The 15,290-nt window shown below is 69.5% G+C and carries 15 protein-coding genes; 7 read left to right on the top strand and 8 right to left on the bottom strand.

The window, feature by feature from the left end; all coding sequences use genetic code 11:
- Window positions 1–102: 102 nt before the first annotated feature.
- Window positions 103–618 (top strand): PepSY domain-containing protein, encoded by a 516-nt coding sequence (locus tag HNR22_RS07075; protein WP_179779648.1) that lies wholly within the window; start codon window positions 103–105, stop codon window positions 616–618.
- 86 nt (window positions 619–704) lie between these two features.
- Here the strand turns inward: HNR22_RS07075 and HNR22_RS07070 are convergent, their stop codons facing one another.
- Together HNR22_RS07070 and HNR22_RS07065 are read right to left on the bottom strand one after the other, a co-directional pair.
- Window positions 705–2,597 (bottom strand): ABC transporter ATP-binding protein, encoded by a 1,893-nt coding sequence (locus HNR22_RS07070; protein WP_179779647.1) that lies wholly within the window; start codon window positions 2,595–2,597, stop codon window positions 705–707.
- A gap of 51 nt (window positions 2,598–2,648) precedes the next feature.
- Window positions 2,649–3,260 carry a hypothetical protein gene (locus tag HNR22_RS07065; RefSeq protein ID WP_179779646.1) on the bottom strand — a complete coding sequence of 204 codons (612 nt, stop codon included), beginning with the start codon at window positions 3,258–3,260 and terminating at the stop codon, window positions 2,649–2,651.
- Between the two features lie 357 nt (window positions 3,261–3,617).
- Here HNR22_RS07065 and HNR22_RS07060 point away from each other — a divergent pair, with 357 nt between their 5' ends.
- Together HNR22_RS07060 and HNR22_RS07055 are read left to right on the top strand one after the other, a co-directional pair.
- Window positions 3,618–3,770, top strand: coding sequence for a hypothetical protein (locus tag HNR22_RS07060; RefSeq protein ID WP_246380715.1), 153 nt, complete (start codon window positions 3,618–3,620; stop codon window positions 3,768–3,770).
- A gap of 62 nt (window positions 3,771–3,832) precedes the next feature.
- On the top strand, window positions 3,833–5,101 hold the full coding sequence (locus tag HNR22_RS07055; protein ID WP_343059712.1) for an MFS transporter: 1,269 nt from the start codon (window positions 3,833–3,835) through the stop codon (window positions 5,099–5,101).
- A 150-nt stretch (window positions 5,102–5,251) separates the two neighbouring features.
- Here the strand turns inward: HNR22_RS07055 and HNR22_RS07050 are convergent, their stop codons facing one another.
- The 5 genes from HNR22_RS07050 to HNR22_RS07030 form a co-directional block, all read right to left on the bottom strand.
- Complete coding sequence (locus HNR22_RS07050) at window positions 5,252–6,502, bottom strand: HNH endonuclease signature motif containing protein (protein WP_179779645.1); 1,251 nt, start codon at window positions 6,500–6,502, stop codon at window positions 5,252–5,254.
- A gap of 39 nt (window positions 6,503–6,541) precedes the next feature.
- On the bottom strand, window positions 6,542–7,057 hold the full coding sequence (locus HNR22_RS07045) for an HAD domain-containing protein (RefSeq protein WP_179779644.1): 516 nt from the start codon (window positions 7,055–7,057) through the stop codon (window positions 6,542–6,544).
- A gap of 145 nt (window positions 7,058–7,202) precedes the next feature.
- Complete coding sequence (gene trxA / locus HNR22_RS07040) at window positions 7,203–7,550, bottom strand: thioredoxin (protein ID WP_281374128.1); 348 nt, start codon at window positions 7,548–7,550, stop codon at window positions 7,203–7,205.
- A complete protein-coding gene (locus HNR22_RS07035; RefSeq protein WP_179779643.1) occupies window positions 7,520–7,912 on the bottom strand; it encodes a MerR family transcriptional regulator in 393 nt (130 codons plus the stop codon). The genes trxA and HNR22_RS07035 overlap by 31 nt, the downstream gene beginning before the upstream one ends.
- A gap of 123 nt (window positions 7,913–8,035) precedes the next feature.
- A complete protein-coding gene (locus HNR22_RS07030; RefSeq protein ID WP_179779642.1) occupies window positions 8,036–9,247 on the bottom strand; it encodes a chitosanase in 1,212 nt (403 codons plus the stop codon).
- A gap of 281 nt (window positions 9,248–9,528) precedes the next feature.
- Here HNR22_RS07030 and HNR22_RS07025 point away from each other — a divergent pair, with 281 nt between their 5' ends.
- Window positions 9,529–10,143, top strand: coding sequence for a hypothetical protein (locus HNR22_RS07025; RefSeq protein ID WP_179779641.1), 615 nt, complete (start codon window positions 9,529–9,531; stop codon window positions 10,141–10,143).
- A 45-nt stretch (window positions 10,144–10,188) separates the two neighbouring features.
- On the opposite strand, the gene HNR22_RS07020 is transcribed toward HNR22_RS07025, so the two are convergent.
- A complete protein-coding gene (locus HNR22_RS07020) occupies window positions 10,189–11,814 on the bottom strand; it encodes a family 43 glycosylhydrolase (protein WP_179779640.1) in 1,626 nt (541 codons plus the stop codon).
- Window positions 11,815–12,066: 252 nt separating this feature from the next.
- Between HNR22_RS07020 and HNR22_RS07015 the strand changes: the two genes are divergently transcribed.
- From HNR22_RS07015 to HNR22_RS07005, 3 genes are read left to right on the top strand one after another with little or no spacing between them, the layout of a single operon-like run.
- Window positions 12,067–13,362 (top strand): extracellular solute-binding protein, encoded by a 1,296-nt coding sequence (locus HNR22_RS07015; protein WP_179779639.1) that lies wholly within the window; start codon window positions 12,067–12,069, stop codon window positions 13,360–13,362.
- 52 nt (window positions 13,363–13,414) lie between these two features.
- Window positions 13,415–14,413: a carbohydrate ABC transporter permease gene (locus HNR22_RS07010; protein ID WP_179779638.1), complete on the top strand. Its 999-nt coding sequence runs from the start codon at window positions 13,415–13,417 to the stop codon at window positions 14,411–14,413.
- Window positions 14,410–15,246: a carbohydrate ABC transporter permease gene (locus HNR22_RS07005; protein WP_179779637.1), complete on the top strand. Its 837-nt coding sequence runs from the start codon at window positions 14,410–14,412 to the stop codon at window positions 15,244–15,246. The genes HNR22_RS07010 and HNR22_RS07005 overlap by 4 nt, the downstream gene beginning before the upstream one ends.
- The last annotated feature ends 44 nt before the right edge of the window (window positions 15,247–15,290 follow it).

Genomic DNA, 15,290 nt, shown 5'->3' with positions numbered 1-15,290 from the left:
CCCCTCGACCGCCTTAACCTGGCCTTAGCGTCCCGACAGCGCGCTGCTATCCCGATTTGACCGATCCTCGGAGTCGACAACCGAGGAAAGGTGGACACCACCATGAAGCGCACCAATCTGCTTCTGGCGACAGTCGGCGGTTCGGCGGTGCTGGCGGTGGCCGGGGTCGCGCTGGGCGTCAACGCCGCGAACGACTCGCGGACCGGCGGCACGACACTCGCCGCGGCGACCGTCGCGCCGACGGCCACGGACGCGCCCGGGGCCAGCGGTTCGCCGTCGGCCAGCGGCACGCCGTCGGCCGAGACCCCATCGGGTACGCCGTCCAGCGGCACGCCGTCGGCTGGCACCTCGCCGGCGGGCAGCGCGGTCGACGAGAAGCGTGCCGGTGAGATCGCGCTCGCCAAGTCCGGTGGCGGTCAGATCGTCGAGGTCGAGTCCGAGCAGGAGAACGGTCGACCGGTGTGGAGCGTCGAGATCGTCGCTGGCGACATCGAGCACGAGGTGGACGTCGACCGGGACAACGGCTCGGTGGTCAAGGCCGAGCAGGAACCGGTCGACGACGACGATGACGCCGATGACAAGGACGACAACGACGACGACAACGACGACGACGACTGACCGTCCGGTGCCGCCGCCCGTCCCGGGGATCCCCCGAGGCGGGCGGCGGCTCTGGTCGTGAAGCAGGCGCGCCCGGTGACGCGGCCTCAGATGGCGACGCGTTGCTCCTTCACCGTCGGCTGGTCCTGGTCGAACTGGGTGCGGTACAACTCCTGATACCGGCCGCCGGCGGCGAGCAGGTCGCCGTGTCGCCCACGCTCGACGATGCGTCCGTCTTCGACGACGAGGATCTGGTCGGCCGCCCGGATGGTGGAGAGCCGGTGCGCGATGACGACGCTCGTGCGGCCGGTCAGGGCTTCGGCGAGAGCCTCCTGAACCGCGGCCTCGGAGGTGGAGTCGAGATGCGCGGTGGCCTCGTCGAGGATGACCACACGCGGACGGGCCAGCAGCAGCCGCGCGATGGTGAGCCGTTGGCGTTCCCCGCCCGACAACCGGTACCCGCGTTCACCGACGACGGTGTCCAGCCCATCGGGAAGTGTGCGGATCAGGTTGTCGAGGCGGGCCCGCCGGAGGACCTCCCACATCTCGTCCTCCGTGGCGTCCGGCTGAGCGAACGCCAGGTTGGCGCGGATGCTCTCGTGGAAGAGATGCCCGTCCTGGGTGACGACGCCCAGCGCCGTACGGATCGACTCGGCTGACAGGTCGCGTACGTCGACGTCGGCGAGCCGCACCGCGCCGTCCTCGACGTCGTAGAGGCGGGGGACCAGCTGCGCGATCGTCGACTTGCCCGCCCCGGAGGAACCGACGAGGGCGACCATCTGCCCGGCCTCGGCGCGGAACGACACCCCGTGCAGCACTTCCTCGCCGCCGCGGGCATCGAGCTTCACCACATCTTCGAGAGACGCGAGCGACACCTTGTCCGCTGACGGGTAGCCGAACCGTACGTCGTCGAACTCCACCGCGACCGGCCCGTCGGGAAGCGGGCGGGCGTCGGGCCGGTCGAGGATCAGCGGCTTGATGTCGAGGATCTCGAACACCCTCTCGAAGCTCACCAGCGCGCTCATCACCTCCACCCGGGCGCTGGCCAGCGAGGTCAACGGCGCGTAGAGGCGCGACAGCAGCAACGCGAGGGCGACCACGGTCCCGGCGTCCAGGCTGCCCCGGAGGGCGTAGAGACCGCCCAGCCCGTAGACCAGGGCCAGCGCCAACGAGCCGACGACGGTGAGCGCGGTGATGAAGACCCACTGGAGCATGGCGGTGCGGATGCCGATGTCCCGCACCCGACGGGCCCGCGCCGCGAACTCGGCCGACTCCTCGGCCGGCCGCCCGTACAGCTTGACCAGGGTTGCGCCGGGCGCGGAGAAGCGTTCCGTCATCCGCGTGCTCATGGCCGCGTTGTGCTCGGCCGCCTCACGCTGCAACTGGGCGAGCTTCGAACCCATCCGGCGCGCCGGGAGAACGAAGATGGGCAGCAGCACGAGCGCCAGCACCGTGATCTGCCACGAGAAGCTGAGCATCACCGCCAGCGTCAGTGCCAGGGTGACCGCATTGCCGACGACCCCGGACAGGGTGTCGCTGAAGGCCCGCTGCGCGCCGATCACGTCGTTGTTCAGGCGGCTGACCAGCGCACCGGTGCGTGTCCGGGTGAAGAACGCCACCGGCATGCGCTGCACGTGGTCGAAGACGGCCGTCCGCAGCTGGACGATGAGCCCCTCACCGATGCTGGCGGACAGGAACCGCGTCACCAGACCCAGGCCGGCTTCGGCCAGGGCGATCACGGCGATCAGCGCCGCCAACCGGATCACGACGCCGCTATCGGCGCCGTCGACGATGGCCTCCACCACCCGTCCGGCGAGGACGGGTGCCGCCACCGTGAGGACCGCCGTCACCACGCTCAGCAGCAGGAACCTGACGATCAGGGCCCGGTGCGGCCGCGCGAAGTCCACGATGCGCTTCAGGGTGACACGGGACAGTGGTCGTTCTTCCTGCGCGTTCATCGCGTGGTGCAGAGACGTCCACGCGGCAAATTCCATGCTCATGCCTTACCTCCGATACCGGAGGTTAGGACCTCACCCGAGCTTGAGGTCAAGTCACCGCGCGGGGCGTTCCAGCTCGGCGCGGATCTGACCGAACACACCTCGCGAGTCATCGGTCTTCGTGAAGTTCATGAAAGTCACCATGCCGATGGTGTGCTGATCACTCCACGCGCAGACGTCGACCGGGATGCCCGTCCCGGCCTGACCGGTGCCGCAGCCGGCCACCCCGCCCAGCGGGCCCGGCGCGACCGACCCCACGTCGGTGACCTTCGGCAGCCCGGCGAAGATCTTGTCCAGTGTCGCGGTCGGGTCGGTGATCGTGCCGGACACCGCGCTGATCAGGATGACCCGCTGGTCATCGCTGGGAATGTGCAGCCCGCGCTCTCGGGAGTACACCTCTTCGGCCCGGACGTAGGCGGTGCCCGTCGCGCTGGTGGGCCCAGTGGCGAGCAGCTTCTTAAAGTTGCCCATGTTCTGCTCAGCTTGGCCGCGGATGACCCGATCCACGGACTCGGTCCAGGTGCCCAGGAGCTTGGCTGGCTTGTCGATGCGCGTCGCCGCGGCGGGGGCCGACAACTGGGTGGCCGCTGCCGGCGCGGGAGTGGCGGACTGCCCCGAACACCCGGTCGCGAACAACAGGATCGTCGACGTCAGCGCGCCGACCATCGTTGGGCCAACCGGCCTCGTGCGCGTCATGAGTCCCGTCGCCGTCTCGAGTTTCGCGCGAAAGATATCGCACGCCCCGCTGTCAGAAGACCCGGCCCGCGCGCTGAACGACAGTGGGCAGAAGGCGAGGCCGCGACCGTGCTGATCGGGACAGCATTACGGAACGGCGACCGTGCCGTCGGAGGCGGATCCCGTCAGACGTGGACGGTAGGGCACCAGGACCGAGAGGAAATCCGGCTGTCACGGCGCTGCCGGCGGAGCGCTTCCCACGATAGATAACCTAACAACGATTTTGCGCGATCGGTATCGGGCAGACGACCGACTGCGCAGGTCAGCGGCGGTGGCTAAGTTCGCCCAATGCCCACGAACATAATCAGTGCGAGTTCCGCTGGCACCTGGGCACTCGGCGACCTGACCGTCAACCGGATCGGATTCGGCGCGATGCGCCCGACGGGCAACGGCAGCGCGGCGAGCGACCGCGCGCCGGACGATGTGGCCAGCCTCGAGTAGCGGCCCCCGGCAGGATGCGCCCCGTCCCGAGCCCACGACCCTCCGACGGAAGGTCCGTCCCTGTGCAGGCAGCGACAACGCCCATTCCCACCCCGCCGCCCGACAGCTCATGGCTCGTCGCCCGAGGACTCATCCCCGATCACGGTCCTCGGCGTGTCCTGGCCTTCGCGACCTTCGTCAACATGCTCGGAAGCGGCATCTTCATGGCCAGCGCCGTGCTCTTCTTCACCCGATCCGTCGGGCTTCCCCTTGCGCAGGTCGCTCTGGGCATGGGCATCGCGGCGTTCGTCGGGATGCTCGCCGGGATCCCGGTGGGGCATCTCGCCGATCGGCGGGGGCCGCGCGAGATCTATCTGCTGACTCTGATCATCCGAGCCGCCACGATGGCCGCCCTGGCCTTCGTGCACACGTTCTGGCTGTTCGTCGTCCTGGTCTGCCTGACCCAGCTCGCCCACTCAGCCGGCGGGGCGTCTCGCGGTCCGCTGGTGCGTGGCTTCGGCGGCACGCACCTGGCCCAGTACCGGGCCTATCTGCGTTCGGTCGCCAACCTCGCCGGATGTTGTGGCGCTCTCGCCGCCGGCGCCGCGGTGCAACTGGACACCCGCGCGGCCTACCTGGCCCTGGTCGTCGGCAACGCCATCAGTTTCGTGGTATGCGCCGCCATCATCACTCGGCTGCCCTCGTTGCCGCCCATTCCAGTGCCCCAGATGACCAGGCGCTGGATCGCACTGAAGGACAAGCCCTATCTGGCAGTCACCGCGCTCGACGCCATCCTGGGAATTCAGGGCCAGGTACTGGTCTTCGCGCTGCCGGTGTGGATCGTCTCGCAGACCCACGCGCCGCGCTGGTTCGTCGGGGTGGCCGTGCTGGTCAACACCGCCCTCGTGGCGTCGCTCCAGGTCAGAGCGAGCCGGGGGATCGACACCAGTCCGGCGGCCGGTCGGGCCATGCGCCGCTCCGGGTTGGCGTTCCTGATCGGGATGGCCCTGATCGCCGCCACGTCGGCGATGCCCGGATGGCTCGCCGTGACGGTGATGACGCTGGGGGTCGCCGCGCACACCGTCGGCGAGCTCTGGCACGCGGCGGGCTCACTCGAGTTGCAGTTCCGGCTCGCCCCTGCGCACGCGCAGGGGCAGTACACGGGAATCTCCGGGCTGGGCACGGGCCTGGCCAACGTCGCCGCACCTTCCTTACTGGGCCTGCTCTGCATCGCCTGGGGCGCCCCCGGGTGGCTGCTGATGGGCGGCATCTTCGTCGCGGTCGGGCTCGCCGCCCCGGCGGTCGTCCGGTGGGGCGAGCGAACGCGTCCGGCCTCAGCGGAGGCCGCTTAGCGCCAGCGGTCGTGGGCAGCAGGCAATGCGCGTCGACGGCGGCGCAGAAGGGCCCGATGTCCGGCATCAGCGCGACCGACTACTCGTGGAGTCGTCCCGAGAACATGCCTCGTCACGACGACAGGAGTGATTGCTCTCCGCTGGTCGTGTCTATGTCCGTCGGTGGTAGTGGTTGCGGCGGGGGAGTTGGTGGGGGTCGAGCCAGGCTGGCGGTATGAACTCGGGGTGACTGTCGTCGCTGAGTCGCACTGTCCAGTCGCTGTGGTGGAGGTGGCGGTGGTGGTGGCCGCAGAGTAGGACGGCGTTGTTGAGGTTGGTGGGGCCGCCGTCGGCCCAGTGGTGGATGTGGTGGGCGTCGCACCAGCGGGGTGGGCGGTCGCAGCCGGGGAAGGCGCAGCCGCCGTCCCGTAGCACGAGGGCTCGGCGCAGCGGGCCGGTGATGAGGCGGCGTTGTCGGCCCACGTCGAGGACCTGACCGGTGCCGCCGAGCACGGCGGGCAGGATCGCGGCGTCGCAGGCGAGTCGGCGCACCGTGTCGGGGGTGAGGTGCAGGCCGATGTCGAGGACGCCGGTGGACAGCTGCCGGGTCAGGCCGTCGTAGTTGGTGGTGACGACGATCTGGGCGGGGTCGCCGCCGCTGTCGGGCAGCTCACCGGTGCGCAGGGCGAGTCGGCACACGTCGGCGAGGGCGTCGTGGCGGCGCTGGCCGGCGCAGCGGTTGTCGTCGGGGCCGGCGGGTGCGCTGAGGGGGTCGATGGCGGCGCGCAGCAGCGCGGCGGCTTCCGCGTCGAGGGTGCCGCTGAGCCGTAGGCGACCATCGGTTTGTTCGGAGAGGGTGAGGTGCCGGTCGCGGGTCGCCCGGGCGGCCTCGGCGTCCAGCGCGGCACGGGCGGCGGCGTCGGCGATGTCGGGGGCGACGTGGTCGAGGATGCGGGTGCCGAGCTTGCGCAGCAGGGTGGGATCGAACTGCCCGGCCCAGTCGGTGAGCACACCGACGGCCTTGTCGGCGACCTGGGCGCCGGCCGACGTGTGCACGGTGGTGACGGTGTCGGCGATGACCCGGGCCTGGTCGAGGGTGACGCGCCCATCGGCCAACGCTTGTCGTATCCCGGGGTTGCCGGTGTCCAGTGCGGCGGCCAGGTCGACGAGCCGGCGGGCAGCGGGAACGGTGAGGCGCAGTCGCTCACGCAGCCAGACCGCGGTGCTGGACGCGCCCTGCGCCCGGGCGGTGCCTCGACCGTCGATCTCACGCACCAGGGCGAGCGTGACGGCGGCGAGGCGTTGCTCCAGGCGGTGCGCGGCGTCGAGCGCCGCGACCAGCTCATCGTCGGAGAGAGGCCAGGCCGCGGTGTCGGTGCAGGCGCCGACCGCGTCGTCTGCCTGCGCCAACTCCTCAACCATGCCAAGACACTAGAACAGGTGTAAGACAACTTTCAGTGATCAAGATCGATTGCTGTCAGGCGGGGCGGAGAGGTTCCCGGGGTTACTGAAGGGCGTGGCCCAGGCGATGACGCGGTCGATGGAATCGCGGGTGAGGCCGATCGTCGGGTCGGCGGTGATCAAAAGAGTGGGGCTGGTGCGCCTCGCGGCCCAGACGTGGGCTTGAGGCGTGTGGAGGTCGTCAATCCATGCTGCGGGCCGTTGCTGGGCGTAGGCGGCAATGAGTGGGATTTTCTCGCTGGGGTGGAACGGTGTGCGCGGCATGGTGACCACCGGCAGGGGAGTGATGTGCAGAAGCGGAGCGAGGAGCTGGTTTGCTTCATCGTTCCAGCTTGTGGCCCAGGCGATGTCCAGGACGGCACTCGCTTCGGTGATCCAGGTGCCATGTGCGGGGTTGACACGGACGGGTTCCTCGCCGGGGAACAGGCGGTGCTCGGTGTATCCGACCGGCGGTTGAGGACTGCCGTACGGGTTGAGGACACCGTCGATGTCGAGCAGCAGCAGGGGTCGGTTCATTCGCAAGTCACGACGCCGCTGTCAGACGGAGGGAGACGATCGCCTCCAGCGCCCGCCGGCGAGGACCGGTGCCACCACCGTGATGACCACCGTCTCCACGCTCAACAGCAGGAGGCGGGAGGCGGCCCTCGACCAGCGGTGACGGTCAGAGGCCGGCGTGCATCGTCAGGCTCTGCCGCAGGTGGAGTTTCGGCCTGGACCCGACGATCGAGCCGACGACCTCGCCCCCACGGAACACCAGCAGTGTCGGCAGGGACATGACTGCGTAGCGCCGCGTGGCCTGCGGGTTGTCGTCGGAGTTGAGCTTGGCGATGATCATCCGGTCGCCGAACTCCTGTGCCAGCTCGACGAGGCTCTTCTCGATCATCTTGCACGGGGGGCACCACTCCGCCCAGAAGTCGACCACGACGGGCCGGTCGCTGGCCAGCACCAGCTCGGCGAAGGTGTCGTCGGTGACGGTGATCAGGGAGCTGACGCTCGTTTCCTGGGGCATGTTTCCTCCCGGTGCTTGATGGCGTGAGTGAGCTGGGTGTGCAACTGCTGACGGACCGCTCCGAGCCGATCGAGGTAGTCGTCGACCTCGGCGAGCTTGCGTCGCAGCACCAGGACGGAATCCGGACAGACGTCACCGGACACGTTGCCCGCTCGCAGACAGGCGACGAACGGACGGACGTCGTCGAGGCCGAAGCCGACGTCGAGCAGTGCCCGGATCTCCCGGACGACCCGCAGCTCCGCCTCGTCGTAGACGCGGTAGCCGTTCGCCGAGCGCTGCGGGTGTACCAGCCCGTGGGCTTCGTAGTAGCGCAACGTCCGGGTGCTCGTGCCGGCTCGTTCCGCCAGCTCGCCGATCAGCATCAGACCTCCTCGACCAGCCTGTCGCGACCAGGCTAAACCTTGTCGTCAGCGTCAAGGCAAGGCTGCTCACGGGCACGAGCACGGCTCAGGGCGCCGCGATGCGGCGCCCTGAGTGTCTGTGCGCTAGCCGATGCGGAACTGGTCGCCGTAGACGGCGAACACCAACGGCGTGTTCAGGTTGAAGTTGCCGTTGTTGAGGAACACCCGCTGGGCCGTGTCGACCCGGGACGTGTCCGAGTGGGCCGTTTCCTTCTTCATCTCGATGACCCGTTCGTCGAGGAAGGCGTTGAGCCAGGTCCGCTCGTCGCCGCCCTGCGCCGGGGGCTTCGCCCGAGCGAGGGCGCGGTTGCGGATCTGGCGCATCCCCTCGTACCCGTGCATGACCGCCGCGTCGTAGTAGGCGAACTGACCGAGCGCCCGGACCTGGTCGTTCTTGCCGTCGCGTACCGATGGGGTGAAGTAGACCCGGTCCCGCTCGGCCTCCTGGGCGGCCCGGAACACCGAGTCGTTGGCCGCGGTCCGCCAGTCGCGGGGGAAGTTGGGGTCGAGCCCGGCGTGCGAGGCGGTGCCGTTGACGGCGCGCAACGCCGGCAGGTACGCGGCCAGCACGTTGCCCGGCTTGGTGCGCGTGTACGCCTCGACCAGTTCGAGCATGTCGCCGGTGCCGGAGCAGAAGCCGATGATGCCGGCGGTGTATCCGCGTCCGTCGCCGATGTCCTCGATGTAGGAGAACTGCGCGCGCCAGTCGAGCGAGGAGTTTTCCGCAGCCGAGACGAGCTGCATGGCGACGTCCTTCTTCGCCGGGTCGTCGAGGTTGGTCCCGGCCGGGGTGGTGGGCGTGGGGGTCGGGTTGCTGCCACCGCCGGGCAGGGTCCACTGCTGGTTGGTGGTGCCGCCGCAGGTCCAGATCTGCAACCGGGCGCCGTTCGCGGTGCTCCGGTCGGTGACGTCGAGGCACTTGCCGGAGCCGGTGTTGACGAGCGCGCCGTTGCTGGCGGTCCACTGCTGCGCGCCGGTGCCGTTGCAGTCGTACAACTGGATCTTGGCGCCGTTGGCGGTCGACGCGGCGGTCACGTCGAGACACTTGCCGAGTGCCCGGATCGAGTTGTCGGTGTTGCCGACGGTCCACGTCTGGGCCGCGCTGCCGTTGCAGTCGTAGAGCTGGACCGCCGTGCCGTTGGCCGAGTTGGCGGCGGCCACGTCGACGCACTTCCCGCCGAGGCCGGTGATCGGGCCGGCGGTCGCGGCGCTGGCCGACGGCAGCCCGTAACCGATCGCGGCGACGCCGATCAGCAGGGCGCCCACGACGTAGGCGGCTGTTCTCTTGTGAACCATGGTGTTCCTCGGGGAAGGGGCGGCGTGCCGCCGGCCGGGTCGGTGGCCCGGCGCGGCGGTTCGGCCCCGGCGGGCACCGCGAGCATCAGGAAACTGTATTAACAGATATCAGTACGTCGGAGCGTCGTCAATCGACGACCGCAGGCCGTGACGACGCATGTTCATCTCGTTGACAGGCGCCCGAGAGCTCGATGCCCGGCCCGCCCGGTTGGATGTCGTCAGCAGCGCCGCGGTCCCGGGCGAGACGACCCGGGACGGCACCGACACGCAAGGAGCGTTCCATGGCAGTCCCCCTCCGCCGTACCCGGTCTCTGTGGGCCACGGCCGCCGTCGTGCTCGCCGTGGCGGGGTTGTCCGCCTGCGGCAGCGCCGACGCCGCCGACCCGCTCGGCGCGCCCAGCGCCGCCGCGCCGACCGAGGCCACGCCGACCGGCGCCGCGCTACCGGCGGTCAAGGGCAAGCTGCGCGGGTACGGCACGGTGCGGCAGCTCAGTGAGGCCGCAGACCTGGTGGTACGGGGTGAGGTCGAGGCGGCCGGGCTCCGGGTGGACGAGGTGCTGCGCGCGGCGAACGGGTCGTCAGTCGGGGCCGGGACGCGGATCACGCTCGCCAGCCTGGATCGCGGCGTGGCGGACATGGCCCAGATGTCCACGCTCACGGCGGGTCAGGTGGTGGTGCTCTACCTCGTCAAGGACCCGGCGGCCCCGACGTTCCGCACGCTCAGCGGCGACTTCGGGGTGTTCGACGTGACCGGGACCGGTGACGACGCCGTCGCGGTGTCCCGCTCGCAGGCGATGGCCGTCAGCGGCCTGGTCGACGAGGACCCGGCCGCGTCCGGCCACGGTTTCCGCACCACCCTCGGCCAGCTCCGCGCCGTGGCCGCCCAGGTGAAGTAGGACGACTGGAACGCGGACGGCACCCACCAGGTGCCGTCCGCGTGCTCACTGCTCGCGGTAGGTGGCCAGATCGAAGTCGGCGTACGCGCCGTCGCCGCCGAGATCCTGCACCCACAGGCCCAGGAACGCCCCGGTGAAACCCCACGCCGCCGGCTCACCGTCGATGATCAGCGCGGCGTGCTCGTCGGACAGGATCGTCGCGTCCAGGTCGACCGGTAGCCGCTGCCAACCGGCGCCGAGGTCATAGTCGAAACGCACCACCGGCCCGTCGAACACGGCCCGCAGACCGACCCGGTCCACGCCGCTGGCGTCGACGCTCAGCTCGGGGTACGGGGTGCGCCGCCCGTTGTCGGAACTGAGCAGCTCCAGCACCGTCCGCCCGTCGTCGGCACGGGTCAGGTAGAGGTGGTGCCAGTTGAGGGTGTTGTAGTAGGCGGTGATCCCGGCGAGCTGACGGTGGTCGACCGGGTCGAACTCCAGCACGGTCTCCAGGGAGCAGTGCATCGCGCCGACACGTCGTCCGACCAGGCTGGGGGCCTGTCGACCGACCGGCGACTGCCCGCCGTGGATGCGAAGGTGCGACGGGCGGCTGTGCAGGTCGACCCAGTCCGCGGTGGCCGGCCGGCGCAGCGTCGACCAGCACAGGCTCAGCTCGGGGGCGTCGAAGTGGTCGGTGTCGGGCTCCGCCGGCCACGGGTGCGCGGGCAGGTCCGGTGCGACGACCTCGTCTGCCGGCACCCCTCCGGCGATCTTTGGCCAGCCGTCCGCCGGCCACTCGACCCGCTGGATCGCGGTCTCCCGGCCGAGCACACAGCTGCCCAGTGGGGAGTAGGGGCGGCCCACCAGGTGGGCGAGGTACCACTCGCCGTCCTGCGTACGGACCAGACTGCCGTGACCCGCTTTCTGCAATCGCAGCTCGGGGCGGCCGACGGAGGTGAGCAGCGGACCGTCCGGGTCCACCTCGTACGGCCCGAACAGCTCCCGGGACCGCGCCACGGTGACCTGGTGCTCCCAACTGGTGCCGCCCTCGGCGGTGATCAGCCAGTACCAGCCGTCGTGCCGGTAGAGATGCGGGCCCTCGGTGACACCGACCGGGGTGCCGGTGAACAGGATGCGCGGTCGGCCGACCAGACTGCGCGCGGCCCTGTCGTACTGCTGGATCTCGATGCCGCCGAAGCGGTCCCGGCCGGGCCGCCAGTCCGCGCTCATGCTCAGCAGCCAACTGGTGCCGTCGTCGTCGTGGAACAGTGCGGCGTCGAACCCGCGCCCGTGCAGTTTCACCGGATCCGACCAGGGGCCGGTGATGTCCTCGGCGGTGACCAGGAAGTTCTGCGGGTCCCAGTAGCCGCTGGCGAAGCTGGCGACGTCGCTGTAGACGAGATGGAACTGGCCGTCGTGGTACGTCAGGTCGGGTGCCCACACCCCGTTGGAGTCACCGCAGCCGCGCAGGTCGAGCAGGCGGCGGTCGGTGATGACCCCGCCCAGGGTGCGCCAGTTCACGAGATCACGCGAATGGTGCACACGCACGCCCGGATACCACTCGAACGTCGAGGTGGCCAGGTAGTAGTCGTCCCCGACGCGCAGGATCGACGGGTCCGGGTGGAACCCGGCGAGGACGGGATTGCGGATCGACCGGGTAGCGGTCGCCACGTTAGCGATGTCGGTCGACACGATGGCTCCTCTGGACGGGGCTGTCTGGAACTTCCGGAAACTTGCGGTCCCGGATCACTGGAAGTCGTGACTACGCTAGCCGGTCTTTTCGCAATAGGACAGAGGTCTTGACCGTTGCGGAAACAGCTCGTAGCGTGCCGGCCATCGACCGGTAATACCGGCGAAGCTTTGAAAGTTCCGGAGATCCATAGGTTCCACCCCGCCGGCACGGCCGGCGTCCGAGCACCCCGTGAGTCCCCGAAGGGATGGATCATGACCACGCACCTTTCCCGCCGAACGCTGCTCGGCCTCGCCGGTGCCGGCGCCGGCGCCTACCTGCTGAGCGCCTGTAGCGGCGACGAGAAATCCAGCGACCCGAACGCCCCGCAGACCATCAACTGGTGGCACATCCAGAACACCGACCCGATGCTGCCGGTCTGGGCCGCGATGGCCAACGAGTACAAGACCGCGCACAGCAACGTCACGTTGACGATCCAGCCGCTGGAGAACGAGGCCTTCAAGGCCAAGCTCACCACCGCCACCCAGGCCGGCGACCCGCCGGACCTGTTCCAGTCCTGGGGCGGCGGCGTGCTCAAGCAGCAGGTGGACGCGGGCCTGGTCAAGGACCTCACCGACGACGTGAAGGATCTGGTCGGCGGCATCCTGCCCGCCGCCATGCAGCCCTACACGATCGACGGCAAGATCTACGGCATCCCGTTCGACATCGGCATGGTCGGGTTCTGGTACAACAAGGATCTCTTCACCCGCGCCGGCATCACCGAGGCTCCCGCCACCTGGGCCGCCCTGCTCGACGCGGTCCGCAAGCTCAAGACCGCCGGCATCACCCCGGTCGCCCTGGCCGGCAAGGACAAGTGGCCGGCCCACTTCTACTGGTCCTACCTCGCCATGCGCATCGGCGGCGTGGGCGCGTTGCAGAAGGCCGTCGACGACAAGAACTTCGACACCCCTGATCTCGCCGCCGCCGGCGAGCGGCTCAAGGAGCTCGTCGACCTGCAGCCGTTCCAGAAGGGGTTCCTGGGCGCCGAGTTCGGCTCGCCCGACGGGCAGGCCGCCACGATGGGCAACGGTGGCGCGGCCATGGAGCTGATGGGGCAGTGGGCACCGGCCGTGCAGGCGTCCAGCTCCACCAGCAAGAAGGGTCTCGGCGACAAGCTCGGCTTCTTCCCGTTCCCGGCCGTGGACGGCGGCAAGGGCTCCGCGACCGAGGTCTTCGGCGGCGGCAACGGTTTCGCCGTCGGCAAGGACGCTCCGGCCGCCACCATCGACTTCCTGAAGTTCCTGCTCAGCGTCGACAACCAGAAGCGGTCCGCGCAGACCGGCGCGGTGCTGCCCACGGTGAAGGACGCCACCTCGGCGATCAGCGACGCCAACAACAAGGTCGTCGCGGAGACCCTGGCCAAGAACACCGGCTTCCAGCTCTACCTCGACCAGGCGTACGCGCCCGCGCTCGGGCAGCAGATCAACGACAGCGTCGCCGAGATCATCGCCGGCAAGAAGTCGCCGGCGGCGATTCTCAAGGACATCACGCAGGTGGCAAAGACCGTCTGACCGTGATCCATCACCCATCCGTAGCCGGCCGTAGAACCCGAGTGGAGCAGGCATGACCAGGCCATCGACCGTGTCGGACACGAGGCGCGGCGACACGGCGACCGATCCGCCGGCACCGGGGCCGGGCACCGCGCGACTGCGCGGCCGCCAGCCCCGGCCGGGCCGGGGTGGCGTCCTCGCCGTGTTCCTGGCGCCTGCCCTGGCGCTGTTCCTGCTACTTGTCCTCGCCCCCATCGTGGTGGCCGGCTACGCCAGCCTCTACAAGTGGAACGGCTTCGGGCTGCCGGAGAACTTCATCGGGCTGGACAACTACACCCGCGCCTTCGGCGACCCGACCTTCCGCGGCGACCTGCGGCGCGGCCTGGTGCTGGTGGTGCTGTCGCTGGTCGTGCAGCTGCCGGTTGCGCTGGCCCTGGCCATGCTCCTCAACCAGCCGATTCGCGGTCGGGCCATCTACCGGCTGATCTTCTTCGCCCCGTACGTGCTCTCCGAGGTCACCACGGCCGTTCTGTTCACCCTGGTCTTCTCACCGAACCGAGGGTTGGGTGAGGGTGTCTCCCGGTGGCTGGGCGCCGACGCGGGCGCGGTCTTCGCCGACCCGGACACCGTGCTGTTCGCTGTCTTCCTGGTGGTGTCCTGGAAGTACTTCGGCCTCTACATGATGCTCTTCCTGGCCGCCCGGCAGGGAATCCCCAAGGAGCTGTCCGAGGCCGCGGTCACCGACGGCGCCACCGCCTGGCAGGCGTTCCGGCACGTCACCCTGCCCCTGCTCGGCCCGACGATCCGGATCAGCGTGTTCCTGTCCGTCATCGGCACCATCCAACTGTTCGACATGGTCTGGGTGCTCACCGGCGGTGGTCCGATCCACACCTCGGAGACGCTGGCCGTCACGATGTACCAGTTCGGCTTCCGCCGCTTCGAGGTCGGCTACGCGAGCGCCATCAGCATCGTCATGTTCCTGCTGAGCCTCGTCTTCGCCCTGTTCTACCAACGCATCGTGCTGCGTCGTGACACCGCGGGCGCGATCACCAACCAGGGAGGCCAGCGATGACCGCCACGGCGAGCCGTGCCCAGCGGACCCGCAGCGTCGTGCTGCACCTCGTCTGCGTCGCCGTCGGCGCGCTCATCGTCGTGCCGGTGTGGTTCGGTGTGCTCGGCGGCTTCAAGGACAACGGCCAGCTGTCCACCAACCCCCTGGGCTGGCCCGACCCCTGGGTGCCGAACTACATCGACATCCTGAGTAACGGCGTGTTCTGGCGGCAGCTCGGCAACAGTCTGCTCATCGCCGTGAGCAGCACCGTCATCGTCGTCGGCGCGGCGGCGATGGCCGCGTTCGTCTTCGCTCGCTACGCCTTCCGGGGCCGCGAGTTCCTGGTGACGCTGTTCGCGATCGGCCTGATGTTCCCGTTCGCGGTGGCCATCCTGCCGCTGTTCGTCCTGCTGCGCGGCATGAACCTGCTGGACAACCCGCTCGGTGTCATCCTGCCCCAGGCCGCCTTCGGGCTGCCGATCACCATCATCATCCTGCGCCAGTTCTTCCGTACCATCCCGGCCGAGGTCGAGGAGGCAGCCGTCCTCGACGGTTGCGGCTCGTTCGGGTTCTTCTGGCGGGTCCTGCTGCCGATGGCCCGTCCGGCCCTGGCCACCGTGTCGGTGCTGGCCATCGTGACCAGCTGGAACAACTTCATGCTCCCGCTGGTCGTCTTCAGCGACCAGAGCTGGTGGACCCTCCCCGTCGGGGTGCAGGCCTTCCAGGGCCAGTACGCCGACGACACCGCACGGGTGCTCGCGTACGTCGTGCTGTCCATGCTGCCGGCCCTGGGCTTCTACGCCGTGGCCGAACGCCAACTGATCGGCGGCCTGACCGGCAGCGTCAAGGGATGACACCGCGTCACCGCGAGCAGACCTGACGCTTCCAGCACGACGAA

Source organism: Micromonospora jinlongensis (assembly GCF_013410645.1).
Taxonomy (GTDB): Bacteria; Actinomycetota; Actinomycetes; order Mycobacteriales; family Micromonosporaceae; genus Micromonospora; species Micromonospora zamorensis.
This window is presented reverse-complemented; position numbering and strand designations above follow the sequence as displayed.